General features: G+C 50.2%; 35 protein-coding genes and 1 pseudogene. 22 read left to right on the forward strand and 14 right to left on the reverse strand.

From position 1 onward, the window contains the following. The 4 genes from H8Z83_RS11920 to H8Z83_RS11935 form a co-directional block, all read right to left on the reverse strand. A partial coding sequence (locus H8Z83_RS11920) for a recombinase family protein (RefSeq protein ID WP_187015247.1) occupies positions 1 to 1,395 on the reverse strand: 1,395 nt, incomplete at its 3' end. Between the two features lie 72 nt (positions 1,396 to 1,467). Beyond that, on the reverse strand, positions 1,468 to 1,611 hold the full coding sequence (locus H8Z83_RS11925) for a hypothetical protein (protein ID WP_187015248.1): 144 nt from the start codon (positions 1,609 to 1,611) through the stop codon (positions 1,468 to 1,470). A 101-nt stretch (positions 1,612 to 1,712) separates the two neighbouring features. Next, complete coding sequence (locus H8Z83_RS11930) at positions 1,713 to 2,120, reverse strand: hypothetical protein (protein WP_187015249.1); 408 nt, start codon at positions 2,118 to 2,120, stop codon at positions 1,713 to 1,715. Further along, complete coding sequence (locus H8Z83_RS11935; protein WP_187015250.1) at positions 2,117 to 3,634, reverse strand: Y-family DNA polymerase; 1,518 nt, start codon at positions 3,632 to 3,634, stop codon at positions 2,117 to 2,119. Before H8Z83_RS11935 ends, H8Z83_RS11930 begins: the two co-directional genes overlap by 4 nt. A gap of 162 nt (positions 3,635 to 3,796) precedes the next feature. Between H8Z83_RS11935 and H8Z83_RS11940 the strand changes: the two genes are divergently transcribed. Then, positions 3,797 to 4,057 (forward strand): hypothetical protein, encoded by a 261-nt coding sequence (locus H8Z83_RS11940; RefSeq protein ID WP_187015251.1) that lies wholly within the window; start codon positions 3,797 to 3,799, stop codon positions 4,055 to 4,057. Here H8Z83_RS11940 and H8Z83_RS11945 read toward each other — a convergent pair. The 4 genes from H8Z83_RS11945 to H8Z83_RS11960 form a co-directional block, all read right to left on the reverse strand. Then, entirely contained in the window at positions 4,043 to 4,558 is a 516-nt protein-coding gene (locus H8Z83_RS11945; RefSeq protein WP_187015252.1) for a recombinase family protein, read from the reverse strand. The genes H8Z83_RS11940 and H8Z83_RS11945 overlap by 15 nt on opposite strands. 74 nt (positions 4,559 to 4,632) lie before the next feature. After that, positions 4,633 to 4,776 (reverse strand): hypothetical protein, encoded by a 144-nt coding sequence (locus H8Z83_RS11950; RefSeq protein ID WP_187015253.1) that lies wholly within the window; start codon positions 4,774 to 4,776, stop codon positions 4,633 to 4,635. Between the two features lie 569 nt (positions 4,777 to 5,345). Then, complete coding sequence (locus H8Z83_RS11955) at positions 5,346 to 5,645, reverse strand: helix-turn-helix domain-containing protein (protein WP_187015254.1); 300 nt, start codon at positions 5,643 to 5,645, stop codon at positions 5,346 to 5,348. 477 nt (positions 5,646 to 6,122) lie between these two features. Next, entirely contained in the window at positions 6,123 to 6,605 is a 483-nt protein-coding gene (locus tag H8Z83_RS11960; protein WP_366464235.1) for a nucleotidyl transferase AbiEii/AbiGii toxin family protein, read from the reverse strand. On the opposite strand from H8Z83_RS11960, the pseudogene H8Z83_RS20385 reads away from it, so the two are divergent. Next, positions 6,600 to 6,806 (forward strand): annotated as a pseudogene (locus H8Z83_RS20385) (IS110 family RNA-guided transposase); the annotation flags it as partial. The gene H8Z83_RS11960 and the pseudogene H8Z83_RS20385 sit on opposite strands and share 6 nt — an antisense overlap. Positions 6,807 to 6,908: 102 nt before the next feature. On the opposite strand, the gene H8Z83_RS11965 reads toward H8Z83_RS20385, so the two are convergent. Beyond that, a complete protein-coding gene (locus H8Z83_RS11965) occupies positions 6,909 to 7,265 on the reverse strand; it encodes a helix-turn-helix domain-containing protein (RefSeq protein ID WP_187015255.1) in 357 nt (118 codons plus the stop codon). 286 nt (positions 7,266 to 7,551) lie between these two features. Here H8Z83_RS11965 and H8Z83_RS11970 point away from each other — a divergent pair, with 286 nt between their 5' ends. The 20 genes from H8Z83_RS11970 to H8Z83_RS12065 all read left to right on the forward strand — a co-directional run bounded on the left by H8Z83_RS11970 (position 7,552) and on the right by H8Z83_RS12065 (position 22,665). Then, on the forward strand, positions 7,552 to 8,286 hold the full coding sequence (locus H8Z83_RS11970) for a DUF6577 family protein (protein ID WP_187015256.1): 735 nt from the start codon (positions 7,552 to 7,554) through the stop codon (positions 8,284 to 8,286). Between the two features lie 4 nt (positions 8,287 to 8,290). Beyond that, entirely contained in the window at positions 8,291 to 9,331 is a 1,041-nt protein-coding gene (locus H8Z83_RS11975; RefSeq protein WP_187015257.1) for a nucleotidyl transferase AbiEii/AbiGii toxin family protein, read from the forward strand. A 213-nt stretch (positions 9,332 to 9,544) separates the two neighbouring features. Beyond that, a complete protein-coding gene (locus tag H8Z83_RS11980; RefSeq protein ID WP_187015258.1) occupies positions 9,545 to 10,060 on the forward strand; it encodes a helix-turn-helix domain-containing protein in 516 nt (171 codons plus the stop codon). Between the two features lie 309 nt (positions 10,061 to 10,369). Beyond that, positions 10,370 to 10,684: a DUF2500 domain-containing protein gene (locus H8Z83_RS11985; protein WP_187015259.1), complete on the forward strand. Its 315-nt coding sequence runs from the start codon at positions 10,370 to 10,372 to the stop codon at positions 10,682 to 10,684. Continuing rightward, positions 10,685 to 10,930: a hypothetical protein gene (locus tag H8Z83_RS11990; protein WP_187015260.1), complete on the forward strand. Its 246-nt coding sequence runs from the start codon at positions 10,685 to 10,687 to the stop codon at positions 10,928 to 10,930. A gap of 26 nt (positions 10,931 to 10,956) precedes the next feature. Continuing rightward, a complete protein-coding gene (locus H8Z83_RS11995; RefSeq protein ID WP_187015261.1) occupies positions 10,957 to 11,634 on the forward strand; it encodes a TIGR00266 family protein in 678 nt (225 codons plus the stop codon). A gap of 210 nt (positions 11,635 to 11,844) precedes the next feature. After that, positions 11,845 to 12,084, forward strand: a complete 240-nt coding sequence (locus tag H8Z83_RS12000) for a hypothetical protein (protein ID WP_187015262.1) — start codon at positions 11,845 to 11,847, stop codon at positions 12,082 to 12,084. A 17-nt stretch (positions 12,085 to 12,101) separates the two neighbouring features. Continuing rightward, the gene (locus H8Z83_RS12005) at positions 12,102 to 12,929 is read left to right on the forward strand and encodes an EcsC family protein (protein WP_187015263.1); all 828 of its coding nucleotides are present in this window, start codon (positions 12,102 to 12,104) and stop codon (positions 12,927 to 12,929) included. 116 nt (positions 12,930 to 13,045) lie between these two features. After that, the gene (locus H8Z83_RS12010) at positions 13,046 to 13,777 is read left to right on the forward strand and encodes a hypothetical protein (RefSeq protein ID WP_187015264.1); all 732 of its coding nucleotides are present in this window, start codon (positions 13,046 to 13,048) and stop codon (positions 13,775 to 13,777) included. Positions 13,778 to 13,786: 9 nt separating this feature from the next. Next, on the forward strand, positions 13,787 to 14,689 hold the full coding sequence (locus H8Z83_RS12015) for a radical SAM protein (RefSeq protein ID WP_187015265.1): 903 nt from the start codon (positions 13,787 to 13,789) through the stop codon (positions 14,687 to 14,689). Positions 14,690 to 14,696: 7 nt separating this feature from the next. Further along, positions 14,697 to 15,953 carry a coproporphyrinogen-III oxidase family protein gene (locus H8Z83_RS12020; protein ID WP_187015266.1) on the forward strand — a complete coding sequence of 419 codons (1,257 nt, stop codon included), beginning with the start codon at positions 14,697 to 14,699 and terminating at the stop codon, positions 15,951 to 15,953. Positions 15,954 to 15,964: 11 nt separating this feature from the next. Continuing rightward, positions 15,965 to 16,186, forward strand: coding sequence for a hypothetical protein (locus tag H8Z83_RS12025; protein ID WP_187015267.1), 222 nt, complete (start codon positions 15,965 to 15,967; stop codon positions 16,184 to 16,186). Next, a complete protein-coding gene (locus tag H8Z83_RS12030) occupies positions 16,173 to 16,373 on the forward strand; it encodes a hypothetical protein (RefSeq protein ID WP_187015268.1) in 201 nt (66 codons plus the stop codon). The genes H8Z83_RS12025 and H8Z83_RS12030 overlap by 14 nt, the downstream gene beginning before the upstream one ends. Positions 16,374 to 16,386: 13 nt before the next feature. Continuing rightward, the gene (locus tag H8Z83_RS12035) at positions 16,387 to 17,247 is read left to right on the forward strand and encodes a metallophosphoesterase (protein WP_187015269.1); all 861 of its coding nucleotides are present in this window, start codon (positions 16,387 to 16,389) and stop codon (positions 17,245 to 17,247) included. Positions 17,248 to 17,263: 16 nt separating this feature from the next. Beyond that, positions 17,264 to 17,566, forward strand: a complete 303-nt coding sequence (locus H8Z83_RS12040; RefSeq protein ID WP_187015270.1) for a hypothetical protein — start codon at positions 17,264 to 17,266, stop codon at positions 17,564 to 17,566. 24 nt (positions 17,567 to 17,590) lie between these two features. Then, positions 17,591 to 19,111: a hypothetical protein gene (locus tag H8Z83_RS12045; RefSeq protein WP_187015271.1), complete on the forward strand. Its 1,521-nt coding sequence runs from the start codon at positions 17,591 to 17,593 to the stop codon at positions 19,109 to 19,111. Positions 19,112 to 19,138: 27 nt separating this feature from the next. Next, positions 19,139 to 20,122, forward strand: a complete 984-nt coding sequence (locus tag H8Z83_RS12050; RefSeq protein WP_187015272.1) for a hypothetical protein — start codon at positions 19,139 to 19,141, stop codon at positions 20,120 to 20,122. 59 nt (positions 20,123 to 20,181) lie between these two features. After that, positions 20,182 to 20,511 (forward strand): hypothetical protein, encoded by a 330-nt coding sequence (locus tag H8Z83_RS12055; protein WP_187015273.1) that lies wholly within the window; start codon positions 20,182 to 20,184, stop codon positions 20,509 to 20,511. A 33-nt stretch (positions 20,512 to 20,544) separates the two neighbouring features. Next, a complete protein-coding gene (locus H8Z83_RS12060) occupies positions 20,545 to 21,243 on the forward strand; it encodes a SanA/YdcF family protein (protein ID WP_187015274.1) in 699 nt (232 codons plus the stop codon). Between the two features lie 150 nt (positions 21,244 to 21,393). Next, on the forward strand, positions 21,394 to 22,665 hold the full coding sequence (locus tag H8Z83_RS12065) for a helix-turn-helix domain-containing protein (RefSeq protein ID WP_366464237.1): 1,272 nt from the start codon (positions 21,394 to 21,396) through the stop codon (positions 22,663 to 22,665). Positions 22,666 to 22,712: 47 nt separating this feature from the next. Here the strand turns inward: H8Z83_RS12065 and H8Z83_RS12070 are convergent, their stop codons facing one another. Genes H8Z83_RS12070 through H8Z83_RS12090 form a run of 5 tightly spaced genes read right to left on the reverse strand, consistent with a single transcriptional unit; the run spans position 22,713 to position 25,090 of the window. After that, on the reverse strand, positions 22,713 to 22,955 hold the full coding sequence (locus H8Z83_RS12070; protein ID WP_187015276.1) for a hypothetical protein: 243 nt from the start codon (positions 22,953 to 22,955) through the stop codon (positions 22,713 to 22,715). Between the two features lie 12 nt (positions 22,956 to 22,967). Beyond that, a complete protein-coding gene (locus tag H8Z83_RS12075) occupies positions 22,968 to 23,678 on the reverse strand; it encodes a hypothetical protein (RefSeq protein ID WP_187015277.1) in 711 nt (236 codons plus the stop codon). 36 nt (positions 23,679 to 23,714) lie between these two features. Beyond that, the gene (locus tag H8Z83_RS12080) at positions 23,715 to 24,347 is read right to left on the reverse strand and encodes a double zinc ribbon domain-containing protein (RefSeq protein WP_187015278.1); all 633 of its coding nucleotides are present in this window, start codon (positions 24,345 to 24,347) and stop codon (positions 23,715 to 23,717) included. Continuing rightward, positions 24,340 to 24,618: a hypothetical protein gene (locus H8Z83_RS12085; RefSeq protein WP_187015279.1), complete on the reverse strand. Its 279-nt coding sequence runs from the start codon at positions 24,616 to 24,618 to the stop codon at positions 24,340 to 24,342. Before H8Z83_RS12085 ends, H8Z83_RS12080 begins: the two co-directional genes overlap by 8 nt. Further along, on the reverse strand, positions 24,596 to 25,090 hold the full coding sequence (locus H8Z83_RS12090; protein WP_187015280.1) for an RNA polymerase sigma factor: 495 nt from the start codon (positions 25,088 to 25,090) through the stop codon (positions 24,596 to 24,598). The genes H8Z83_RS12085 and H8Z83_RS12090 overlap by 23 nt, the downstream gene beginning before the upstream one ends. Positions 25,091 to 25,214 lie beyond the last annotated feature (124 nt).

Here is a 25,214-nt window from a genome sequence, read left to right on the forward strand (position 1 = left end):
CTCAGACCGCAGGATGCGTTCCTTTTGGAGCTTTAGTTCCCGGCGGCGCTCCGCAAGCAGATTGCCGCGGGATATAAAAATGTCAGGATCGACGCTGCCCTGCTGCTTGAGCTGGGTCAAAAGTCGTTCCTGACTGGCAATATCTGATATTTGTTTGTTAATCTCCACGATGTTTTCGCTCCAGAGAAGGCTGCCGGTTTTGGCAGCGTGGAAGTCAGAGATGAGTTGTGTAAGTACTCCTATACCGTAGTATTTGAGTTTGTAGTACAGTCGAAGGAACGCCTGCAATACCTGTTCCTCCGGAAGCGGCAGCATACTGCACTTATGTACATCTTTCTCGTGTGCCATGCATGTCCAGTAGTTCTTCCCTCGTACTTTTTTAAGCCGAAATGTGGAACCGCATTCCGCACACTTTATCTTTTTGCTGAACGGTGTTGACACGCTATCACCAGCAAATGCTATTCTTTTTCTTTTTAGCAGTTCCTGAACCCTTTCGAACTTTTCGCGCTCTATAATAGCCGGATGAGATTGCTTTACAAAGACCTGCCGATACTTACCGAGATTTCGTTTTCTAAATCTCGGCAGTTCTTGCGCCGTATATGTTTTTTGCAGTAAGCAGTCCCCTGCGTATTTTTCATTATGGAGAATATACAGGATAGAACTCCCCTGCCAATACGAAGTCTTATCTCTCGTAGGGATATCCATTTTACTGACTCTCTTTGCTATATCCGAGATGCTCTCTCCTTGCAAGGACATATCAAAAATTTCTTTGACAACTTCTGCTTCTTCCGTGTTGATTTCCAATCGTCCATCTGCCAGCATGTAACCAAACGGTGCTTTATTGGTGGAAAATCTGCCCTTGTCGATTCGAGTCCGGTAACTCCACCGCATTCGCTCGGAGATAGCTTCACTTTCCCGTTGAGCCAATGCTGCGAACATGGCGATAAGAACTTCTCCGGATACCTGCGCGGTGTCGATGTTCTGTTCCTCGAAGTAGACGCTGACGCCCAGCGCAGCCAATTCTCGCACCGCTTCCAGACTCTCTTTGGTATTGCGAGCAAAACGTGAGGAGGACTTCACAAGGATGCGGTCAATACGCCCTTTCCGGCAGTCCTCCATCATCCGCAGAAAGTCATCCCGCTTGTCTATGGATGTGCCGGTGATGCCCTGATCTGCGTAAATGTCTGCCAGTTCCCAATCGGGGTTGCCTGTGATGAGCTTGGAGTAGTAGGCGTTCTGTGCGGCAAAGGAGTGCTTCTGATCCTCGGAGTTGGAGCTGACGCGGGCGTATGCCGCCACGCGGAGCTTTCTGGTGTTTTCTTGACTTGCTGCAGGAATCGTAATGACCCGCGGGGCCATGGCCAGAGAACCGTTGGTTTTCTCCTTGCCGCTCATTTGCTGTCACCTCCTGTCAGCAACACACAATACCATGAAGCATCCGCAATAGCTATACCTAAAAGTGAAAAATCAAAGAGAAATAATGATGTCCGCGCCAAGCTGTACCATCAGTCGCGCGGCGATCTTTTTTGCTTCACTGCCGCTGACCAGTCCCTGCTCCCGCAGGCTGCGAAGCATGGTAACGATGCCGAGATAATCTGCGTTTGGATTCATTCTGTCTCCTCCTTCTGTAATTTGATTTCAGTTATAATGAAAACTCCCAAGCCTGCTCTATAATGAACGGGTTTGGGAGTTTTCGTTATGATATTTCTTTTTTATGGGATGATCTCAATGCTGAAAACATCCGCAATGGGAATGAGCTGCCGGTCTGTCATCTGGATCATACCGCTGACTGCATCGATCCGCTTGACCGATCTGGTGACAGTTTGGTAGCTGCCGCCGTTCTTCCGTTCATCCTGCACAAAGTAGGTGATGGACGCAGTGGGCCCGCCGGGAAGCAGCTCCTGGAGGCGCTGCAATTCCGCGTCCACTCGCGCCATTTCATATTCGTCCATTTCTACACGCTGATCCGTCAGCCGCCCGGTTTCCGCAATGGCGGCGCTGTGACCAGTCAAAGCGGCAAAGGGAGAGAACTGCGCCGCACGGTCATGGAGGGACATTCGCGGATGTTTTGGCGAATCCGGATGGGGCAAATGGATAATGTCTTCATATTTTCCGCTCAAGCCTTATGCCCTCCAATCTGCTTATTCCGTTCTTTGGCGGTGGCACCATCCAGATAGCTTCCGCCATTCAAAATGGCGTTTTTGCCGAACTTCTTTTTAATGTCGAGCATGGCTTCCTGAATTTTACGCTCCCGCTCCAACTGAGCCGTTTCCTCCCGCAGCCGTTGCTCCTGTACCTCGATATTATCGAACAGGTTGAACTGTACCGGGGCTTCCGACTCCTGCTGTACCGTATCTTCGCCCACCAGCCGATTGGCGGTGATAGTAAGTCTCCGAATAGACAGCTTCGGATTGACCTTTGTATCATAAACGCCAAGAACGGCGTCCGTGATGCTCCGGGCCGAAGATGTTTTTCTCGGCAGATTTGCTGTTCCGTGGGTGTGCTTGGGGATCTTCCTGCCATAGCGGTCTGTCACGGTCTCGCCGTGGTAGCTGCCGCCTGCGGTGTTTTCAATGTCGTATCCCACTGTCAGGGTCAGCTGATCCGTTACCAGTTTCTTTTCCAACAGATCCAGCGCGACGGCCTCCGCCATCTCCCGTACAACCAACCGTGCTTTCTCAAAGGAATACGGGCATTGGAGAACCTGTCCAGAGCAGACGCTGTTCGTTTCCGGCCGGTATGCCTTGATATCCTGCATACGGCACGGCTCCCAGCCCCATGCGTGGTCGATGAGGAGCTCAGCGTTGATGCCGAACATCCGATAGAGCAGTTCTTCATTATAGTATTCGTTCGGCTTGCCGATGGAGCATCTTGCAACATCGCCCATGGTGTAGATGCCGATGGCTTCCAGCTTCTTTGCATAACCGCGCCCAACACGCCAGAAATCTGTCAGCGGGCGGTGCGCCCAAAGCTGCTCACGGTAGCTCATTTCGTCAAGCTCCGCAATGCGGACGCCATCTTTGTCCGGCTGCACATGCTTCGCCATAATGTCCATAGCGACCTTGCAGAGATAGAGATTGCTGCCGATGCCCGCCGTGGCCGTGATGCCCGTGGTGCGCAGCACATCGAGGATCATGGTCTTCGCCAGCTCGCGGGCGGTCATATGATACGTCTCGAGGTAGCTGGTCACATCCATCATCACCTCGTCGATGGAGTAGACGTGGATGTCCTCGGGCGCGATGTATTTGAGATAGACATTGTAGATCTGCGTGCTGATCTGAATGTATTTCGCCATCTGCGGCGGCGCGACAAGATAGCCAACCGCGCGTGACGGGTCAACTGCCAGCTCATGGGCATCGCAGCTCTTTTCAAAAAGATTGCCGCCTGCTTTGCGCCGACGTTCGGCGTTGACCTCCTTGACGCGCTCGACCACTTCAAAGAGCCGTGCTCTGCCGGAAATACCGTATGCCTTCAGAGAAGGCGATACCGCGAGACAAATGGTTTTCTCCGTGCGGCTAAGATCTGCTACGACCAGATTGGTCGTCATCGGGTCAAGACCGCGCTCCATGCACTCGACGGACGCATAATACGATTTTAAGTCAATGGCAATATATGTCCGTCCGCTCTGCTGCATAGCGCGCCTCCTCGTCCTTAGTGTCTATCAGTATAGCACGCCGTCGTAAATCGAACAACTGTTTGCAACAAACTTTTGAGAGAAAACTTGTGGAAACAGCCCATTTTCAAAACAAGAGCACCGTGTTACAATGATGCCTGTTTGCGGAATGGGAGGGAAAGCATGTTCTATACAACGGAAGAAGCTGCCATCGTCTGCGGCTTTCTGAACTTATATCTGGATCGGGCCAGCGTGGATGCCAACCTGCGGAAGCGCAACACGGCATTCCAGCGCAGCGCTGCATTGGAAACGCTGAAGCCAGAGGACTATCGATGGGCGGAGAATGTTCTCTGCTTTCTGAAGCCCTGTTGGTGGCAGTTACATGAAGACCATAGAGCCTTAGAGAACGTGCTTTTGAAAACGCACCTCTTAGCTCAGAGATAAAAAAACGAAGGCCGCTCCTGTCTTGGTTGGAAGCATACTACTAGCGGTGAGCATCTCACCGGTGGTCTCCGCCGTGTCGATCTTCTGTTCCTCGAACAGGACGATGACGCCGAGCCCCGCCAGTTCCCGCACTGCTTCCAGGCTCTCTCTTGTGTTGCGACCGAAGCGGGAGATGGACTTTACAAGGATGCGGTCGATGCGTCCCTTTCTGCAGTCCTCCATCATCCGCAAGAAGTCCTCCCGCTTGTCGATGGAAGTGCCGGTGACGCCCTTGTCAGCGTAGATATCTGCCAATTCCCAATTTGGATTTCCTGCGATGAGCTTGGAGAAGTAGGCATTCTGCGCCGCGAAGGAATGCGTCTGATCGTCGGAATTAGAGCTGACGCGGGCGTAGGCCGCCACGCGGAGCTTTCGTCCAATTTCCGGAACATTTGCCGGGATCGTAATAACTCTCGGCGCTGCCAGCGCCAGCGAGCCTTTCGCTTTTTCCTTGCCGCTCATTCCACTGTCACCCCCTGTTCAGCAACACACAATATCATTGAAGTCCAAAAATATCCATACCCAAAAGAGAAAAATCAGAGAAAAACCGCGATGTCCGCGCCCATATCCACGCGCAGCCGCACGGCGATCTTTTTTGCCTCTGAATCGTTGATCAGCTCCAATGCCAGCAAGCGGCGCAGAAGGGCCAGCAGACCCAGATAGTCTATATTGGTATTCATAATGCTTTCCTCATATTTATGAAAGCGGAAGCCGCCGCACATGGTTTTGGCAGCATGCTGCATTGCCCTTCATGCTGGCGGCTCCCGCTGCTTTTGAAATAATCCTTTGTTCAGTCCTATTCGACACTACTCCCCGGACCGTGGGCGGCTGAACGAACCGGCGCTTGGCAGCGCCCAACAGGACTCTCACCTCCCGAGGATCTCTCGAGCTGCCCCCATTGCTTGCATCTGTGGCTGGACAGGCTGTTTGTTCAGGGCTGACGGGATCATCGCAAGACAGATCGCCGCATCTGCTTTTGGCTGGATGAGTTTCGCTCTGCACCTTAAAGGCCGTTCGTTGACATCGGACGATTGTCCGATGCAGGTGGTCTTCGCGCACCCGCCGCATCGCTGTTCCCCCTCGTCAGGGGGCCGTCAGCCGACGTTATTCGTCGCCGGATATGACTGCCGGGGGCAGTGTTTTTCAAGGTACGAAAAGCCGTCGTCTTTGGCTTGAGTAAATTGTAACTCTGCCAAAAGGATTTTTGTATGGCGGGGTAGTCCGGGTTTTGGGGCAAAAACCCGGACTGTCAGAACGGGTTTTCATAAATTGCCGCCATTTGGTCGTGGAGTTCCTGCATCCGTCCAATCAGATCCTTCATCTGAAGCGAGGTGTGTATCGTCCCTTTCAGCAGATAATCGAGAGAGACATCCAACGCTTCGGAGATATCCAGCAGCAGATCGATGGACACACCGCGTTTGCCATGTTCGATTTTACTGAGATGATCTATGCTGATATTGAGCGATCCCGCCAATGCCTCTTGCGTCATCCTCCGTTGTTTCCGCAGATTCCTCAGCCGACACCCGAATTTGACCTGATTAAAGTACATTTTTCACCCTCCGTTTCTGAAAGATTTGGTAAAACCATTTTTCAAAAACGGAGGGGCTCGGCAGAAATAAAAAAATGCGCACAGCCGGCATGGCTGTGCGCATACGCGGGCAAGGCCCGCTATGGGCGCTATAATAGTCAGGTTTGCGGAAAGCATACCGAGTCCGCGAAAGCAGGACGCTTCCGGGCTTCGGCAATAGGTGTAATTCGAGATATGCCCGCAGTCAATGCCAACGAGATCGTTTACCGAAACGCTCTCATTTTAGCGATACTCCTTGCTGCCAACTCCTTTTATCATACCAGCGCCCCTATTGCACGAATAAAAGTACCGCTTTTTTTGCCGCTCTCACCTATATAGTATCCGAAAAACGTTCTTTTTTCAACACTAACAAGTGTCCCAGGGTGAACAAAGGTAACTGACAAACGGAGCATGAAACTACCCGGATCTCTGTAAGGAACCCGCATGAAATGCACACGGTTACTCGCGGCTGTATTTCTCCCACAGCTTGCGGAGCGTATCGCTTTCGCGGATCTCTTTCATAATTTCCGGGTAGTCTGTCAGGATCATGCCGCTACCGCGTTTCTGCGTCGTCCGTTCCAGCGCCCGGCGCAGCGTCGCTTTGTCGTACTCCGCGCCGCGCAGTGCGTACAGGATATGTACGTCGTAATAATCTTTCGGACGGGTATTCGCAATGTTGCGGGACAGCACAGTTTCCAGCTTTTTCGCCAAAACCGTTTCAAGGTTATAGGCAAGAATACTGATCGTGCGGTTATCGAACAGCAGGGAGAATGTGTATTCCACCTCGCGGGGCGTTATCATGTCGCCCGTGGTGACATCCACCGTCAGAGGTACGCTGATCGGCGGATAGTTCGCTTTCAGCGCGACCCGGATGCCGGGGTAATCGTCGGTTTCCCGAATGTCAGAGATACCGACAACCTCAAACTGTACGTCGTCGGCAATCTGTTTCGTATGGGCTTAGTTCCCAGCAGTTACATTCCAAGTAAGGATATCCGTATTCTCCGCGAGTTCACCCGCTATCGAAGTAAGCTCGTATCCATGCGTTCCAGTGAAAAGAATCGTTTCCAGAACGCTTTCACTGTGTGCAATCTGACGTTGGATGCCGTAGTCTCCGATATGTTTGGGAAGTCCGCTACGAAGATGAAAAGCTGCAGATGTATGGTAAGATCATGAGCAAGTGGTAAGTGTAATGAAATCCCTGCGCTGGTATTCTCCGGCGCAGGGATCTCTCTTAACGGTCATGCTTTATTGTTCCAAAGGGTAGTCATCACCGTTGGCATCCTTCCAGGCCCGGATGTAATGGGCTGAATCGCAGATCATCTGGATATTGTCCGGAGAAAAGCGCATCAGCTGACGAAATATCTTATCCATCTCCACGCCGGTTTCTGTGCGATCAGCATAGAACAGGATTTTCGGTGAGATTTCAAGCAGATGGATCAGACTGCTCAGTGTGTCAAATGATATGTCTGATTTGCCTGCTTCTATTTTCTTGAGCGTGCGGATATCAATATCCAGCTCATCAGCCAGATACTGCTGATCCCATTGCTTCTCTTCCCGGGCCTGCTTGACCAACAAGCCTGCAAATTCCGATATGCTATACATGCTGCACCTCCTCTTAAAACCATTATAACAGAATCCTCCAAGCATTTTGCTTCAGGTATGGTGAAATATGGTTTCACCTTTCGATGCAACCAACTCCGGCTTCGCGAATAAAATGCTTTTGAAGGGCAATACTATTCTCGTGTTTGCGGTACTATTTCGGCAGTAAACATCCTCTATTGCCGAAATAGTATTGACGAAACGAGGAAAAGCGCTATAATGTAATTGTACCAAAACGGCAATAACGAGTATTTATTGCCGAAATGGGACGGTTTGCGAGGTGATTATCATGTTCAATCAGGTTCATCTGACGGCATTGGCCGGCATGAAGAGTTTTAGTTTTGGAGATTTCTTTATGACCAATCAGGACAGTGGCTGCCCGCTTGGAGAAGAGGCTATGCGCAAGAGACTGCGTGGCCTGGTAAAAAGCGGAGAGGTCGTTCGCGTCGGTCGGAATGCGTATTGTGTCTCCGGAAATAAGATGAGCAGTTATCGGCATGAATACTCAGAGGAGGCTAACACAGTCGCACAGGCCCTTCGGGAAGCGTTCCCTGCGGTGGAGTTTACCATTTTTGAACTGGTGCAGCTCAACGAATTTGTCAATCATCAGCTGGCCCACAACGTTCTTTTCCTCTCCGTGGAGGATGATATCATTGACTTTGTTTTTGACCTGCTCAAGGAGCAATTCCCCGGCAAGGTGCTGCTCGACCCGACACCCGAGCTGTATCACCAGTATTGGTATGATGGCATGATCGTATTAAACAAGCTGGTTACTGAGGCACCAAGGGGAATTGAGGAGGCCTGGCACACCCGGCTTGAAAAGCTGCTGGTGGATTTGGTTTCTGACTCTCTGCTGCAGGAAGTGATCAGCAAGAGCGAATATCCGGCAATCCTTGAAGGGACTTTTTCCGGTTATGTGATCGACGAGAGCTGCCTGTTCCGCTATGCCAAGCGCCGCGGTGCCGAGAAACAGCTGAAGGCGCTGATCCGGGAAAAGACAAATATTACGCTAAGAACGGAGTAATGACATGATACAGCCAATCAGTTTTGCGGAAGAGCATATCCGTGAACTTCAGAAAACCAGTAAGCGAGATCCTGTCCTGCTGGAGCGTGCGGTCTACGCCTTTGGCCTGCTGGAGGCTCTGGCCCGTGTGGGTATGCCTTTCATTTTCAAGGGCGGTACCTGCCTGATGCTCCTGATGAACCGTCCGCGCCGGTTGTCCACTGACATTGATATCATCGTGGAGCCCGGAACGGATCTGGATGCCTTTATCGAAGAGGCATCCAAGATATTCCCTTTCCAGAGTGCGGAAGAACAAAAACGCATCGGAAAAAATAATATCGAAAAGCGCCATTTCAAGTTTACCTATGATTCCCCGGTAAACCATAAGCCGTTGTATATCCTCTTGGACGTCCTGTTCGAGGAAAACCATTATGCTGAGCTTATCAGCAAGGAAATCCGAAACGAGCTGCTGCAAACGCAGCCGGAATATCTGGCAGTACAGATCCCCAGCGCAGATTGTATCCTGGCGGATAAACTCACCGCATTTGCACCCCACACCACCGGTATTCTCCTCAATGACGGCAAGGATATGGAGGTCATGAAACAGTTTTACGATGTGACCTCTCTGCTTGATATCTTTGAGGACACTGCGAAAGTGCACCATACATACACGGAAATTGCCAAGGCAGAACTTGCATACCGCGGCAGCGATGCCAGTGTGGAAGACTGCCTTCGGGATACATTCGATGCAGCGCTTTGCCTTGCGTCCCGAGGAAAAACCGAGGCTGAGGAATATCCTCTGTATGTGAAGGGCATCCGTGATCTGCGCGGCCATATCTACGCAGAAAACTACAGCCCGGAGATCGCCGCCACCAGAGCAACTAAGGTAATGTATATGGCGGCGTGCCTGCTGACAGGCAATGACTATGAGCGAATTGAGGATGCTGCGGCATTTGCCGGTGAAAAGTTGACGGTGGACAAGCTCATGCCGCTGGCCTACCTGAGAAAAGTCAGCGCAGAAGCATATGCTTACGCCATTAAAACGGATCGTCTGATCGCAGAATAAAGGGTCAACTTCCCGCACGGCAGGTTACACGGCTGCTGTGCGGGATTTTTTGCGTTTCAAGAGAACTGCCCAATAAGCACACACAAAAAGGAGATAAGAATTGCCAAAAACGGCATTACAATGATATAGTTTTCTTCGCGTGGTGGCAGTTGCGTTTTTTGTCGCTAACTCGTATAATGATGATACGCATGATGAAAGGCGAGGAAGTTGAACATGGCCAGAGTATCCACAAAAGAAAACAAGAACATCTACCAGCTGACCAGAGAGAGCCTGAAGCTCACCCGAGAGTCGGCCAGCGAACTACTGGAGACCATCTCCCCGGAGCGTATCGAGAAGATCGAGAACGAACGATCCCTGCCCTATCCGGACGAGGTACTGACCATGGCGGAGAAATACCGGCAGCCCAACCTTTGCAACTACTACTGCGCCAATCAGTGTCCCATCGGGCAGCAGTATGTGCCGGAGATTCAGATCAAGGACCTGTCCCAGATTGTGCTGGAGATGCTGGCTTCCCTGAACTCCATGCACAGGCAAAAGGAGCGGCTTATCGAGATCACGGCGGACGGGCGTATCTCCGGTGATGAACTGGCGGATTTCATCTACATACAGGAGGCGCTGGAGCGCATCTCCATCACCGTGGAGACGCTGCAGCTGTGGTCAGAAAAGATGCTGGTCACCGGAGTCATTGATATAGAGCAGTATAACGCTCTGAAAGGCAAGCAGGTCTGATCAGCCTTTATTTTTCTCCAGACGAAGAATTATACCCTCTTATTTTGCTGACACAGCCATTTATTTCCGGGCAGCACAAAGGTACAATAGAGCCATAAGCAGGAGGCAGATTTCCACATCTAAGCAAAGGAAGTGGTCCCTTTGATTGCGAGAGAACGAATCCTGATCATTCGGCTTCTGGATAAGATCAGGAAAAACCCAGCTTACGCCGAAGCCCTCGGAATCAAGGCTGTTGAGCCAAAACTTCACATAGACATAGGGGCCTCACGATGAAGTGGGGCCCCTTTTACAGAACATTGGAGGATCAGAATGCAGATATTCGTTATCATTTGGTTTGTCGTGTTTTTCTATATCATTGCCAAGGGTATCGGCCAGTTCATCGAGAACGAGAACTCTCCCGTTCTGACGGGATCTGCCACTATCGTGGATAAGCGAAGAAAAACACATCATCACCACAGCAACGGACACCATCATCATAGTCACTCCTATCACATTACATTCGAGACCCAAGATGGTGAGCAGATCGAGCTTCGTGTCAAGCGGTACGAGTATCAAGAGCTGGAAATCGGTGACCGGGGTATGCTGACTCACCAGGGCACCCGATATAAGGGCTTTGAGCGCTGATTGAAAGGAAAAGAAATGTTTGAGTTGCTATCCGTTATTGTTTTTGTCTGGCTGCTGATCAAAGCTATCAGTCTGGCGCTGAAGCTCACCTGGGGCATGGCGAAAATCATTGCAGGTATTCTCATCGTGCTTGCCCTGCCCATGCTGATTGTCTTTCTGCTGTTTGTGGGCGGCGCCATCCTGATCATTCCCGTAGCCATGATCGGTATAGCAGCAGGAATTATGAAGTCCTGCATCAGGATATAAACACAGAATTATAGGAGGTACTGAATATGCGTTATGAGATCAAAGGTGGTTCGTTCCCCATCGTGGTCTGTCAGCTGGAGAGCGGCGAGCAGATGATCACCGAAAAGGGCTCCATGGTCTGGATGACCCCCAATATGCAGATGGATACCCGGGGCGGTGGTCTGGGCAAGATGTTCGCCAAGGCGTTTTCCGGAGAGAGCATGTTCCAGAACATCTATGCGGCCAGGGGCCAGGGTATGATCACCTTCGGCTCCAGCTTCCCCGGCCAAATCAAGGCCGTGGAGATCGGTCCGGGCCGGGAGATGATCCTGCAGAAGAGCGCCTTCCTTGCCGCTGAGGCCGGGGTGGAGCTGTCCATCCACTTCAAGAAGAAAATCGGTGTGGGGCTTTTCGGCGGCGAGGGCTTCATCATGCAGAAGCTGTCCGGCCGGGGTATGGCCTTCGTGGAGATCGATGGCGAATTGGTGGAGTATGAGCTTGGCCCCGGTGAACAGCTGGTGGTGGACACCGGCAATGTGGCGGGTTTTACCGCAGGCGTTCAGATGGACATTCAGGCGGTATCCGGCGTGAAGAACGCATTGCTGGGCGGCGAGGGGTTGTTTAACACGATCCTCACCGGGCCGGGCAAGGTGTGGCTCCAGACCATGCCCATCTGCAGTGTGGCCATGTCCATCCGGCCCTATATCCCCACAGGAAACGGATGATGCACAATGGGCAAAGAGAGAAAACGGAAAGCCGGTCAGCATCTGGATCGACAAGGATAACCTTGTTATTTCGTTCAAAAAAGTCGAGGGCTTTGAGGAACGCATCTTCCCAGACCATGACAAGATGATGGAGACTGTGTTCCATATGGGCTCCTCCGGCTATCGATTCCAATAATGCTTGATCCTGACCGCAAAAGAAAGGAGTGCGCTATGAAATACGCCGCTGATTTTAGATATATTGCCCGGGAAGCGCTGCGGGGCAAATGGCTGATCGCCGTGGTGGTGGGCCTTGTGGCCTCTTTGCTGGGCGGCGCGGGAGCAGATGGCCCGGAGCTCAAGCTGGACATCGCGGATCCGGCCGATGAGATCATTGCGCTGGCCGTGGTGCTGACCATCGACGCCGTGACAGAGTCAAAGGGCGGTGTGAGTGTTTCTGTTTCCAGTAATTAAGCCTATAAGGAGCATCTATGTCGATTTTCATAAAGAAAGACAAGAAGCGTGCTGCGCTGGAAAAGGAGTACGCCTCTGTACTGAAAAAGGAAACGCAGCTGAAGCAGAGCGCCATGAAAACGACAGCACCCCGCTGGAAAACGGATCTGGAGAAGAAGGTGCCAGAGAAGGTTTACCGCAGTTTAGAGACAGCTTTCAGCAAGGCGTTTTCCGTGGTATTTACTCAAGGCGTCGGGGTCATTGAAAAAACCTACAACCGTCAGAATCTTGAAGAGACCCATTCCGTTCAGGATTATGCCGTCCAGGTCAAGGGTGGCCGAAAGGAACTGAAACAGGTCAAGCGAAATGCCGGTCGGTCTGGTCTGACAAACACCGCCCTGACAACTGTGGAAGGAATCGGCCTTGGGGCACTGGGCATTGGCCTGCCGGATATCGTGGTGTTTGTCGGTATGTTGCTTAAAGGTGTTTATGAAACCGCCCTGAGCTATGGCTTTGCCTATGATACTCCAGAGGAGCGGCTTTTTATCCTTCGCATGATGGAAACAGCTCTTACCAAAGGCCCTGATTTTGCTGTGAAGAATGCACGGGTGGATGGCATGATCGAGGAGATGCCGCAAACTGGCGAGGATGAGCTGCAGGCCCAGATTCAGAAGACAGGAAGTGCTTTTGCGGTAGACATGCTGCTCCTGAAATTCGTGCAAGGGTTTCCGCTTGTGGGTATCCTTGGCGGCGCGGCCAATCCCGTCTATTACAACAAGGTCATGCGCTATGTGCAGCTCAAGTATCAAAAACGGTACCTGTTGGCAGTGGCCCAGCGTAACGGGTATTCTTTAAGATTTCTTTGAAAAATCTATCGTTTACACAATCGACATGAACTGATTGGAAATCCATAGTACGATTAAGCTGCAACAGCAGCGGCAGCAATCGGTTGCCGCTGCTTTGTGGTTAAGGGGGTATCAACATGGGTGTTTTCAGAATAAAAGCCGACAACTTTGAGTGGATCGGTGGCGCAGCTGATGACCCGCAGGATCTTTGCCTGCATGGTCATGTTACGGTACAGTTTGGCGATACCGTTCTTGAAGATACGGGTACTGTCAGCGCTACTGCTCTGTATCTGCTGAAAACGCTCACCAACGACAAGCTGATGGCAGAGTATGATATTCAAATGATCCCCTGCTGTGGGCATACTCTTATTGCCAATGATGACCTGACTGAAGTTGCTATCAGCGGATGCGATACAGGAACGGATTGGACCACCATCCATGAAGGCAATGCCGTCCGGTTTATCCTCCCCTCCGGGCAGGAAGAAGTCGTGACCCTTCGGGAATATCAGTACGAGGTTCTGGATTTTGCAAAAAGCGTAAAGCGGTTCTACGATGCCTGTACCACGAAAGAAATCCCGGAGAATGAGTTTGACCGGAACGGATACACCGCTTTCTGGAAAGAGTGGCAGCGGCGCTATAACGATGGGCTGATGCTCCTCTCTCTGGAAACAGGCCGTGAGATGGAACTGTCCCACGATGGTCTGCATTATTTCGTGAGCCACAAGGATGGCGATTGGTCGCTGTACTGTGAAGAAAGTAAGGAAATGCAGCTTTTCCCCGGATGGTACGCATTATACGAGAATGCACGATTTGGAGACAAGCTGCTCCGTGATGAGATTGCCAGTGTCTGTTTCGATGCTATTTTGTGAGGTACACTTATGAAGCTTTCGTCCTTTCTGCATTTTGCAGGTTTCGGTATCAAAACTGTTTTGTTCCGCAAGAAGGAGCCTATCCTGGGAACGGTCATTGTAACAGACAAATGCAACTTGAAGTGTAAGCATTGTTCCGTCAATAACATCACCGCCGTTGTGCATCCCTATGAGCAGATCCGCAGAGAAATGCAGCAACTCTACGACATGGGAATCCGCATCCTGTTCTTCTGCGGCGGTGAGACCTTCCTCTGGAGGGACGGAGAACGCACCCTGCGGGATCTGGTGGTAGAAGCAAAGGAGATGGGCTTTCTCATCGTCAATGTGGTGACCAACGGTACCTTCCCGATTGATCTGCCGGAAGCGGACTTGATTCTGCTCAGTCTGGACGGCGACCGGGAGCGTCATAATGCAGTCCGTGGCGATACCTACGACACCATCATGGAGAATATTAAACATGCCACCTCCGATAACATCTGCTTCTACATGGCCATCAACCAGATCAACAAGGATGCTGTGGAGCATGTTTGCCTTACGGCCAGAGATACCAAAAATGTCCGGGCAGTATCCTTTAATTTCCACACGCCCTATCCGGACACCAGAGAGTTGGCTCTCTCCAGAGAGGAAAAAACCCATTGCTGCGATGTCATCACAAGGATGATGAAGGCCGGTGCGCCGGTGTTCAATCTGCGGAGCGCTTTCCCTTACCTGATCAACAACAGCTTCCCGACGCCTTGCCACCAATGCGTGGTCATCGAAAACGGAAAAGTATCCACCTGTGGACGCTGTATCGATGTACCTAATCTCTGCGACGAATGCGGCTATTTCTTCGTTGCTGAGTACACCCTTTTGTTTAAGGGTAACCCTAAAATCATACTTGAGATGCTGACAACCTACCTGAGATACATATAGGAGCCATATGAGTATCATTACATCGCTGACCAGAATGTGGCTGACACGTTCGACAAAGCCTTTCATCTTCAAAAATGAATACGACAATGTTCTGTCTTACCAGGACTGCGACAATCTGGGCCTGTATGTGCATATCCCTTTTTGCAGGAGCATCTGCAACTTCTGTCCGTACTGCAAGGTCAGATATTCCAAGGATCTGTGCAACCGATACATAGATGCTCTGCTGCGGGAGATCCACGCTGTGGGCGGTCAGCAGAGCGGTAAAAAGGAAACGAACAGCCTGTATTTTGGCGGCGGCACACCGGCCCTTGCGGCAGACCGGCTGGGAGAGATCATCGGTGCCATCAAGGAACACTTTGTTATTACCGAAGGCATTGGCGTGGAGCTGCATCCCGATAATGTCACGCCGGATGTCCTGCGGACACTGAAAACTGCAGGAGTCACCAAAATCAGCATTGGTATCCAGTCCTTCCAGACGAAGTTCCAGAGTGTTCTTGGCAGAACAAGCGTTGATATTTCTGCCATGAAGCAGGCTCTGTCCGAGGTCCCCTTTGAGACGGTTTCCATGGATTTTATCTTTGCACTGCCGAATCAGACTTTTGAGGATCTGAAGGCCGACGTTGATGCCGCATTCCAGAGCGGCGCGAACCATGTGGCGATCTATCCCTTCATTGATTTTACCTTTACCCCCAGTACCGTGACCACGATGCCCAAAAAGGAAAAGCGGGAGCTGCTGGATGCCATCACCCGATACTGTATGGATCAGGGATACACCCGCAGCTCCATCTGGACTTTTTCCAGCGAGGCCGACGCCAGATACTCCTCCATGACCCGCGATAACTTCCTCGGCTTCGGCTGCTCGGCAACCACTCTGTTGAAAGATCAGTTCAAAATCAACACCTTTTCCGTGGAGGAATACTGTAACCGAATTGCAGAAGAGAAGCTGCCTACCTCTCTGACCCTCCGCTTCACGCTGCGCCAGAGAATGATCTACTACCTGTTCTGGACGGCATACAGCACCAAGGTCGCTGCCGGTGGTTTTGAGAAGTTCTTTGGTGTGCCGCTGAAGAAGATGTACGGTGCGGAACTGAAGCTGGCAAAGCTAATGGGCTTTGTGACTGAGGAGAATGGCGTATACAGTATGACGCTGAAGGGCGCATTCTACTATCACTACTACGAAAACTTTTACACCCTTTCCTACATTGACAAGATGTGGGGAGTCATGAGAAAAGAAGCATTCCCCCAGGAACTGACATTGGGATAAGGAGCGACGATATGAAGAACAGGAAGATTTGTCCCAAGTGCAACAGCACAGACATCATCAAAGTTCCGGGCAAGGCCGGAGCATACGGTGTCGGCAATAACATTCAGACCGGATGGAGCAATTTCTCCGCTGTGCTTGTCCACCGGTATGTTTGCTGCGCCTGCGGCTACTCTGAGGAATGGATCGACAAAGAAGATATTCCCAGATTGAAGGAGAAATATGAAAACGCGTAACAAAGTAAAACTTATCACAACAATTATCTGTATGGTGCTCAGCCTGATTGCCCTATATGCATTTTGTTTTGTCGTTGAAGTGGCTCCGGTTTGGCGTGTCATTCTAATCATCATCGCTTTGGGTTGGGTTGCCTCCGGTGTCTACAACCTAAATGAGTATCGGAAAAGTGAGCGCCGGAACACATAATGCGGAGATTTCTATGACTGGCAAGAAGAAACGAACAATTATACTTGCTATTGCTGCTGTCCTTCTGGCACTCGTCGTTTGGACAGTATGGGGCAATACAGCGTTGGAACTGAATACTTACACGGTTGGCAGTAAAGAGCTGCCGGATGCATTTGACGGCTACCGTATCGCCCATGTTTCAGATCTGCACAATGCTGAGATGGGCGATGGCAACGAAAAGCTTCTTGCTGTGCTCCGGGAGGCCGATCCAGACATCATCGCCATCACCGGGGATCTGATTGACTCCCGTAATACCAACATTGAGGTTGCACTGGCATTTGCGGAGAAAGCTATGAAAATCGCTCCCTGCTATTATGTCACCGGCAATCACGAAGCACGAGTTTCTGAGTGTGCCGAGCTGAAAGCGGGTCTGGAAGCTGCCGGGGTCGTGGTGCTGGAAAATGAACGGGGGGAGATCGAGCTATCCGGCGAGACCATCACCATCCTGGGCGTGGACGATCCCAGCTTTAATACTGATTATCTGTTCGGAGATTCCGCATCAGTAGTCAGTAACACTCTGGCGGAAATTTCAACTGAGGACGATGGGTTTGCTGTTCTGCTCTCCCACCGACCGGAGTTGTTCGATACCTATGTGGCTTGTGGCGTGGATCTGGCTCTTAGCGGCCATGCCCATGGAGGGCAATTCCGACTGCCTTTTGTCGGCGGCCTGGTGGCCCCCAATCAGGGCTTGTTCCCGAAGTATGATTCTGGTTTATACACCGAGGGTAACACGAATATGATCGTCAGCCGAGGCATCGGAAACAGTATTCTGCCGTTCCGTTTCAACAACCGCCCGGAAGTTATTCTGATCGAATTGAAAGCAACCCCGAATTAAGGTTGGAGATGTTGGTATGAAAGAAATAATTATCAGTGCCGATGGAGACAGCGTCGTATATTCTGTGCCCGATGATGTGGCTAACCATCTAAGGAAATATTGTATCGAGTTTTGCGACAAGTGGATGAAAACAAGTCCTCACGCAAAGCGTTATAGAATTAAGGGAGTCTACTGCTATAACGAAGCGGATTTCATTGACTACCTGAATGAGTTTGCTTTCCCAGAGCAGAAGTCTGTATTGGTGAAAAACCTTGGTTGGACCGGTCTTGGGAAAGAACTCCCACCCGAATATCGAAACCATCCTTATTTTAACTTTTGAAGCAGTACCTCAAGGAGGCCACCAATGACCACTTATCAGAAATTTAAGAAACTGAACATCAGGCACTCTGCTATTGGTTTGGAGCAGAGCGATACCGATGTTACCTACTACTGCACTCCCAGAGATGCCGCGATCATCGGCTGGGCCGGTGTGGATGGCATCCACTACTGCACCATCCCGGAGTTTGGTGAGATGATTTTTGCGGTCAGTCCCATGAACTTCGGGGATTGTGTTCACCCCATTGCACACAGCTTCGAGGATCTTCTTCGTCTGTTGCTTTCCTGTGGGAGTATGGATGCACTGGAGCAGTGCTACGCTTGGGATGAGGAGCAGTTTAAGGCATTTCTGATCGACTGTCCTGCAACAGAGGAGCAACAGTCTGTTTTGGATGTACTTCGGACAGAGTTTAGGCTGGTGCCGTTAGAGGACGCCTTTGCCTATGTAAAGAAGCTGCAGGCTGAATTCGACCTATCTCAGATTCCCTATACAGAAGAATACTACGATCCGGATATGAATGCGGCGGCACCTGTTAGGGCAGAAGAATGGAAAGTTACCTATGACGGCGGTTTTTGGAGAAATGAAGGCAACGCAGGCATTGAAATCCCTATCCAAAAATCCTTTTGCTGGGGCGAAGAAAAGTGGTATATCCCTGCCGTGTATATCTGTGATAAAGGCCTTGTGATCGACTACTGTAAACAGGCTGATCCTGTTCAGGTAAAAGCATTTATTGATAAATGGGATTTGCTGAATGAAGGTAACAATCACTATACCAAAGAGCAACAGGAACAAATTGAGCGAGAGCATCCGTTACACACCAGCTTTAAGGGGCGTGTAACTTTGAATGGGTATAAGCTGCAAAGTGACCACAGCTGCGGATTACCGTGGATTCCGGAAAGCTGTTTGGCTGATGGCTTGCGCCGGGAGACGGAAGCAATACAGATTATGGAACACTATGGTCTGGATGTTAGCCTTGCTTGGTATATGCAGCGGTCAAGCTACCGTTGGGGCGAAGTAAACGGTCTGGATATTCAGTCTCTCACTGTTCGTATGGAGCGGCAGAGGGAGAATATCGCAGGACAGCATTTTCAGACTCCTACAGTGGGCGAAAGCATTTCCCTGACTCATCCTATGACTGGAAAGATATATACGTTGACCGTCCATGAGGTGGAGCAACAGGAGTTGCCGGAGCGTGCATTCCATGATCCCAATATGGAATACCCCAGCCATTACCTTGCGATGAGCTATTCTCTGGAGCCGGACATTTCAGGTCGGGGCTTTATGATTCAGGACTGTACCGAGGGCGACCGTCCAAGGCAGAAAAAGCGTGACCCCGACGAATTTGCACCGGTAGCTTTTTGTAATGCGGCAGTAATCGGTGTTATCGGCGGTGCTGACGGCCCCACGTCTGTTATCATGGGACAGAGCGCACCGAAGCTCCACGCAGCTTGTTCTTCTCTGCTTTTTGAGCCGATTGTGGACGATGTGGAGTGGCGCGTTGTGTTCAGCGAGAAACTGATGGACGATGTGGATGTGGATTTGATTTGAAAACAGACCTATAAGTGAGGTGCTTCTATGAAAAATCATTCCAACAGGATACTGACTGTGTTTTTTGCAGTATCGCTTGTAGTCAGCATAAGCCTATTCCTTGTTCGAGCGGTAGCATTCCCCTTTGAGATTTACGGTGCCGTCGAGATTTGCGCGTTTTATTTTCCTGCCGTACCGTTTCTGTTTCTACAGATGCTTTTGTGCAAGGCAGTTCAGAAAAAATGGGTGAAGTTTCTCCCGCTTTTGGTTGTCGCCATCGTGGCAATAGTAGCAGCCGTGGGTTGTGTGGCTGCCAGCGGCTGGGATACGCTTGGTTACCTTATTTTGCTGTTGCTCTGCATCGGACCTGCTCTTGGCTGCATAATCGGTATTGTGGCAGATTGGCTATGGCGCAAACGGGATTATGCTGTATCTGCACGGAGTTATGTTTTTATGGCGGCACTCCCACTGCTGGTAGTTGCCGCAGCCATTTTTACAGATTGGCATGGCAATCTGGGCGCGAGAAGCATGTACGATATTCCTTCTAAAGAATCTGTGATTTCCGCCTTTGAAGAAGGAGCCTATACAGTTGATAACAACGACCTTATCGGCTATGACCGTGGTCAGCTGCGCGAAATCTGGGGCGAACCTGACAGTATGCTCTCCGGCTTTTGGGGAGATCGCTGGGAGGTTGATGACAGCACAAATGTGATCGTATATTATGCTGCCGATGAGAAAATCGAATATGTCAAGATAGATACAGACTCTGCGTATGACAACAACCGGGCTGCAGTCACCATTGATGGTGAAGTTTACTATGTTGTTGGCGATCCGATTTATTTTGAGTCCGAAGAGATTGAATCAATGACATTCCTTGAACACGCCGTTCCTTACATCGAAAGCAAACCCGAAGCTGGGTATTACGACCCTGATTTGGAAATGAAGTATGCAAAGGTGGACGAGGGTATTGTGGTTCTCTATATGACCGAATGGTATTTGTGTGTTCCAGCAGATACTGCGATATCCGATTGAACAAACCACCGGACGATTTGGAAGTAGATTCGGAAGCCGGTTGTAAGGAGGCGAAATAAATGGGAGATGTTATAGGTCCTGTTATCCTTGGCATTATCATCAGTATTCTTGGCATATCCAACATGAAGGGAAATATTTCCTCTCTTCATTGGTATCATCGTCAGCGGGTTTCACCGGATGATGTAATGCCTTTCGGTAAAAGAGTGGGGTTAGGGACATTGATTATTGGCATCGCAATTATCGTTTTTGGACTGTTCTCACTGATTACCTACCTAACGGAAATTGAAGTCTATACGATTATCGGTGCAGCGCTTTTGATTCCTGCGGTGATTGTCGGGCTTGGCCTAAGCCTGTATGCGATCATCAAGTATAACAAGGGATTATTCTGAAACGCCGCTAAAGCGAGATATGTGAGGTGCTATATGAAAAAGAGAATATGGAAGCGCCTTTTCATTGCACTATTATGCCTTGCGCTAATCAGCGGTGTCACCGTCCTGGGCATCAATGGACATGTGAAGAAAAGCACCGCAGACCAAATCCTTTCCCCTGAAGAGGCTGCCACACTGACGGATGTTGACTGCATCCTTGTGTTGGGCTGCTATGTCCATGATAGCGGACGCCCCAGCGATATGCTGGCGGATCGGCTTCGCAGAGGCATTGAACTGTACCAGTCCGGTGCAGCTCCGAAACTGCTCATGAGCGGCGACCACGGCCAGAAGGACTACAACGAGGTCAAGGCCATGAAGTTGGAGGCCATGGACGAAGGCATCCCCTCCGAGGATATCTTCATGGATCACGCTGGCTTCTCTACATACGAAAGCATTTTCCGGGCAAGAGATGTATTTGCCGCTGACAAGATCATCATTGTCACGCAGGAATACCACCTCTACCGTGCGCTTCATGTTGCCAACGCCCTGGGCGTGGAGGCGTATGGTGTTGCCGCAGACTATCATACCTATGTGGGACAAGCATACCGTGAGTTGCGTGAGATCCTTGCTCGTAACAAGGATTTTGCGACGAGTATCCTGAAACCGGAGCCGACCTATCTGGGCGATGTGATTCCGGTCAGCGGTGACGGTGATCTGACAAACGACGGGGATATGGAACCAGTGCTCTCATAGGGCAAAATGCCGTGATTCTCGTATTCCGAGAGTGATTCTGAGTCTATTGGGTGGCTTTCTCACTACCACAATCTTAGAATAAAGACACAGAAAGCAAACCACCCATCCAAAGGAGGACTCAATACGGAAAAGAAAACTATCGGCGGCTTTATCGCCGCATTACGAAAAGCAAACGGCATGACGCAAAAGGATTTGGCGGAGCGTCTGAATGTATCTGATAAGACTGTCAGCCGTTGGGAGCGGGACGATGGTGCGCCGGATCTGGCTGCAATCCCTGCTATCGCGGAAATCTTTGGCGTTACCTGTGATGAGCTGCTTCGGGGTGAGCGGAAGTCACCTGAAGAACGTACCGTGGTTTCAAAGGAGAATGAGACCACCCCAAAAGGTGAGAAACAGCGCCAGCGTCTATTGAAATCCACGCTATCTCAATATAAGAACCACACCTACATTGCAATGGGTAGTACTGTGGTCGGCATGATCGTTGCGCTGGTCTGTAATCTGGCTTTCCTGAAAGCCATTCTTGGCTTCTTTTTGGGTGCGATCTTCTTTGCGGCCAGTATCGTTTGCCAAGCTGTGTTCGTGAACAAAGCGTTTTTCAGCGTGGAAGATGCGGGTCTGGATGCAGACATCCTTTCTGACTTCAAGCGAAAAGTCATCGGCCTTGCAGAGAAATCCATTGGATTGACGGTAGCGTTTATCGGCTTCACATTCCCCTTGATTTTAGTCGATGCCTATATGGGACTCGGCTCTGACAGCCTGCTGATCTGGGGCGCGATGGGCGCTGCGGCATTTCTACTGATCTATGCTATTGTGCTTTATTTCCTCAATGCGTCCCTTCTGAAAAAAGGAACATATAGTTTGTCCGAGAGGGAGTCAACCATTTATCAGCATAACCATAAGCTGAAACGCACCTGCGCCATTGTACTTGCCGTAGTACTGACAGTTACTTTCATTGGTCATCAATTTGCTACGTCCATTTGGGGCCCGTATAGCATTATGGAAGGCACCACATTCGAGGACTACGACAGCTTCATTGAATATATGGAGCAGGATGTCCCTGCCAATCCCTCATACAATGCCAGCCTTAAAGAATCAGCAGCCGTTCCTGCACCCGAAGAACAGATAGGAACGCCGACTTATTATGATGAGTATGGCAATGAGATTAGTGAGGAAGAAGCCCTGAAGAGCCGACTGAAAGATAAGAACGGCAATGTGGTCTGCGAATATATCAGTCGCAGAAGTGTAGTTTCCCTTCGATACACTCCCAAGGATGGAACGATTTTGCCGATTACTGTATGTACGGAAGAGGATCTTCAAGAGGCTCGGCAAGTCGCTGCTGTCCGTCATGTGATTTTCGGAGCAGCTTATTGCATTGAGTGCCTCGCAGTTGTGTTGGTCTATTTCAAAAAAAGAGCAAAGTAAAATCAAGCCCACAGGAACTACGATGATCCTGTGGGCTTGACTATTGTTTATGGAGTGTACGGAACAGGGGGTGCAGGAGGTGAACTGTCAAACAAGAAGACAAGGCTTACCATGAACAGAAGGTATAGGACGCACAGTACGACCACTGAAATGAGAATCGCCTTCAATCCGGCTGAAAGTTGCTTCTGTCTATGAGCGATTACTAAAGCCACAACAGCAGTGAAAAGTGCAATCAAAACAAACACGACAAAAGCAGGATGAAGAATGAAATCAAATAACATATTTCCCATAAACATACCTCCTTATGTTGTTTTGTCGAATAGATTTGCCAACTCACTGTAGGCATCTTCGCTTATTTCATAGACGAGTACATCATCCCTGCTTGTAATCTGGCCCTCCTCCAGAATCTTCTCAATCACGCTATTAGGTCCAATTTCAATCAAATACCATGCGCTTTCCGTTTCGACGATTAAATAGTTGCTGGTATCTTCGTAGTGAGCCTCACCAGTGGTATCCGCATAGTGGACGGAGAGGGTAAAATAGTCGGAAAGTTGGAAATTCTCCAAAGAAAAGGGGTACTCTTCAAGATAATGCAACTCATGGATGCCAGTAACGGTATTAAGCAGAAAGTCAGGTGCATCAAATTCGCCGGTTGCCACTCCTTGCCCATCTTCTACAACAGTAATAGCAACGAGGTCTGGCTCCATTTCCTTTTCCAACTGCTCCAGATACAGGTCGCCTGCGGCATTGGTCAGCATACTGTAATCGGATTCGGATGCAATGGTGTAGAGTGTGGGATTGAAGTCCACGACGGTGATTTCATCTTCCAAACGCTTGCCGTTCAAAGTAACGCGAAGCTGCGGGGCAGCTTTCTTGGAAGTGGTCATAACACAGTACAGACCATCCTGATCATTAGTGCCCTCCAGTTCCAGCTTGAAAGCCGTACTGAACAACCCTGTGGAATAACCAAAGCCACGGCGATCTACATCGCCACCACCCGGAACATAAATCAAATAGTAATAGTCTGTGGTTTCACTATTCGGATTGAATCAGTAGGTATATCGGAGCGCGTATACATGGTCGGTTCTGGGGTTAATTTCTCCCAACCAATTCCGCACATACTCCTTGGTGCTTTCGGGAAGTTCCTGATCAGCATAATATTCATCGAAGGAGACTTCCCGTAGGCTGGAGGAACCTCCACCAGAGGCTGCAGAGAAGCTGAGTCCCAACACCAGAAGTAAAACAACAGGAACTATAATAATGGCCGCCAGGATCTTCCACAGGGTTTTATCCTTGGGCTGCACGGGTGTAACGATATCTTCCTGCACAGTCGGAAGTGGCTGCGCACATTTCGGGCATACAGTCCAATCCGGCTCTACGGGAGCAGAGCAGTTCGGGCAGCTCGGCTTGAGCTTTGCGCCGCATTTGGGGCATACCACATATTGCTCTGTGACCGTGGCAGCGCAGCGTGGACATTTCAGATTGGAATAGTTGCCCCGCACAAGCAGATAAATGATAAAGCCGATCAGTGAGGGGGCTAAAATTGCGATCAGTGTCCACAGAGCCGCATTCATCCCACGCCTTTTAGCATCCCGATAGACATAGACACCAATCAGGAGAGGGAGCAACGCAACTATAATCATGAGCATAAACAGCGGGATTGCAATAACAACATTACTCATGGATAACACCTCCTTTTTTAGTAACAACAACGGCCAGAACACTGCCTCCGGTAGCGGAGAACAGGACATAGGCCAGACACAATGCAGTGATCCACGGATAGTCCTCCAGCACAAGGAAACCGAGCATCGCCGCTGCGATCAGCAGAAGGGTTCCTGCAACAGCAACCAATGCCGTCTGCCAACGGAGCCTGCGCCGTTCCAGTTCAGCACGGAGCATATTTTCATTCAGTACGGGCGGCTTGTGCTGCTCAAAATTGTAAATCTGATTCACGGCCAAGCACCTCCTTCAATAGTTTTCTTGCTTTGCTTAATCGGGATTTCACGGTTCCCTCCGGGATGCCCAGTACCTGTGCGGTGGCTGCAATGTCCATTTCCTCAAAGTAAAACAGGATTACAGCCAGTCGGAGCTTTTCTGGTAATCCGTCAACGGCCTCATAGAGTGGTCCGTAGTCCGGATTTTCCGGTGCCGGGACTGATTGCAGAAGTGCATCCTTTTCCTCGTTCGTCTGGAAATTCAGCAAGGGACTTCGTGCAATACGCCGCAGGGTGTTGCGGTATGTATTGACACAGATCTTCGTCAGCCATGGCTCAAACTCTCGGCTTGGGTCGTACTGCGATATGCTCTTGACTACCCGGAGCCATGTGTCTTGGTATAGATCGTCTGCCTCAAAGGTGCTGGCGCAGAGAGACAGGCAAAGCCCATACAGCCGTTTTCCGTATTGCCTAATGTATTGATCGATCAAGCTCTCCGCACCCCCTTTCACTTACATATACAACGACGAAGGTCGATTGGTTCACTATTTCTGAAATAATTATAGCATATATTATTGAAAATGGTGAATTGCTCACCATTGGGAACTTTTGGCC

This window comes from Dysosmobacter segnis (assembly GCF_014297285.1).
Lineage (GTDB): Bacteria > Bacillota > Clostridia > Oscillospirales > Oscillospiraceae > Oscillibacter > Oscillibacter segnis.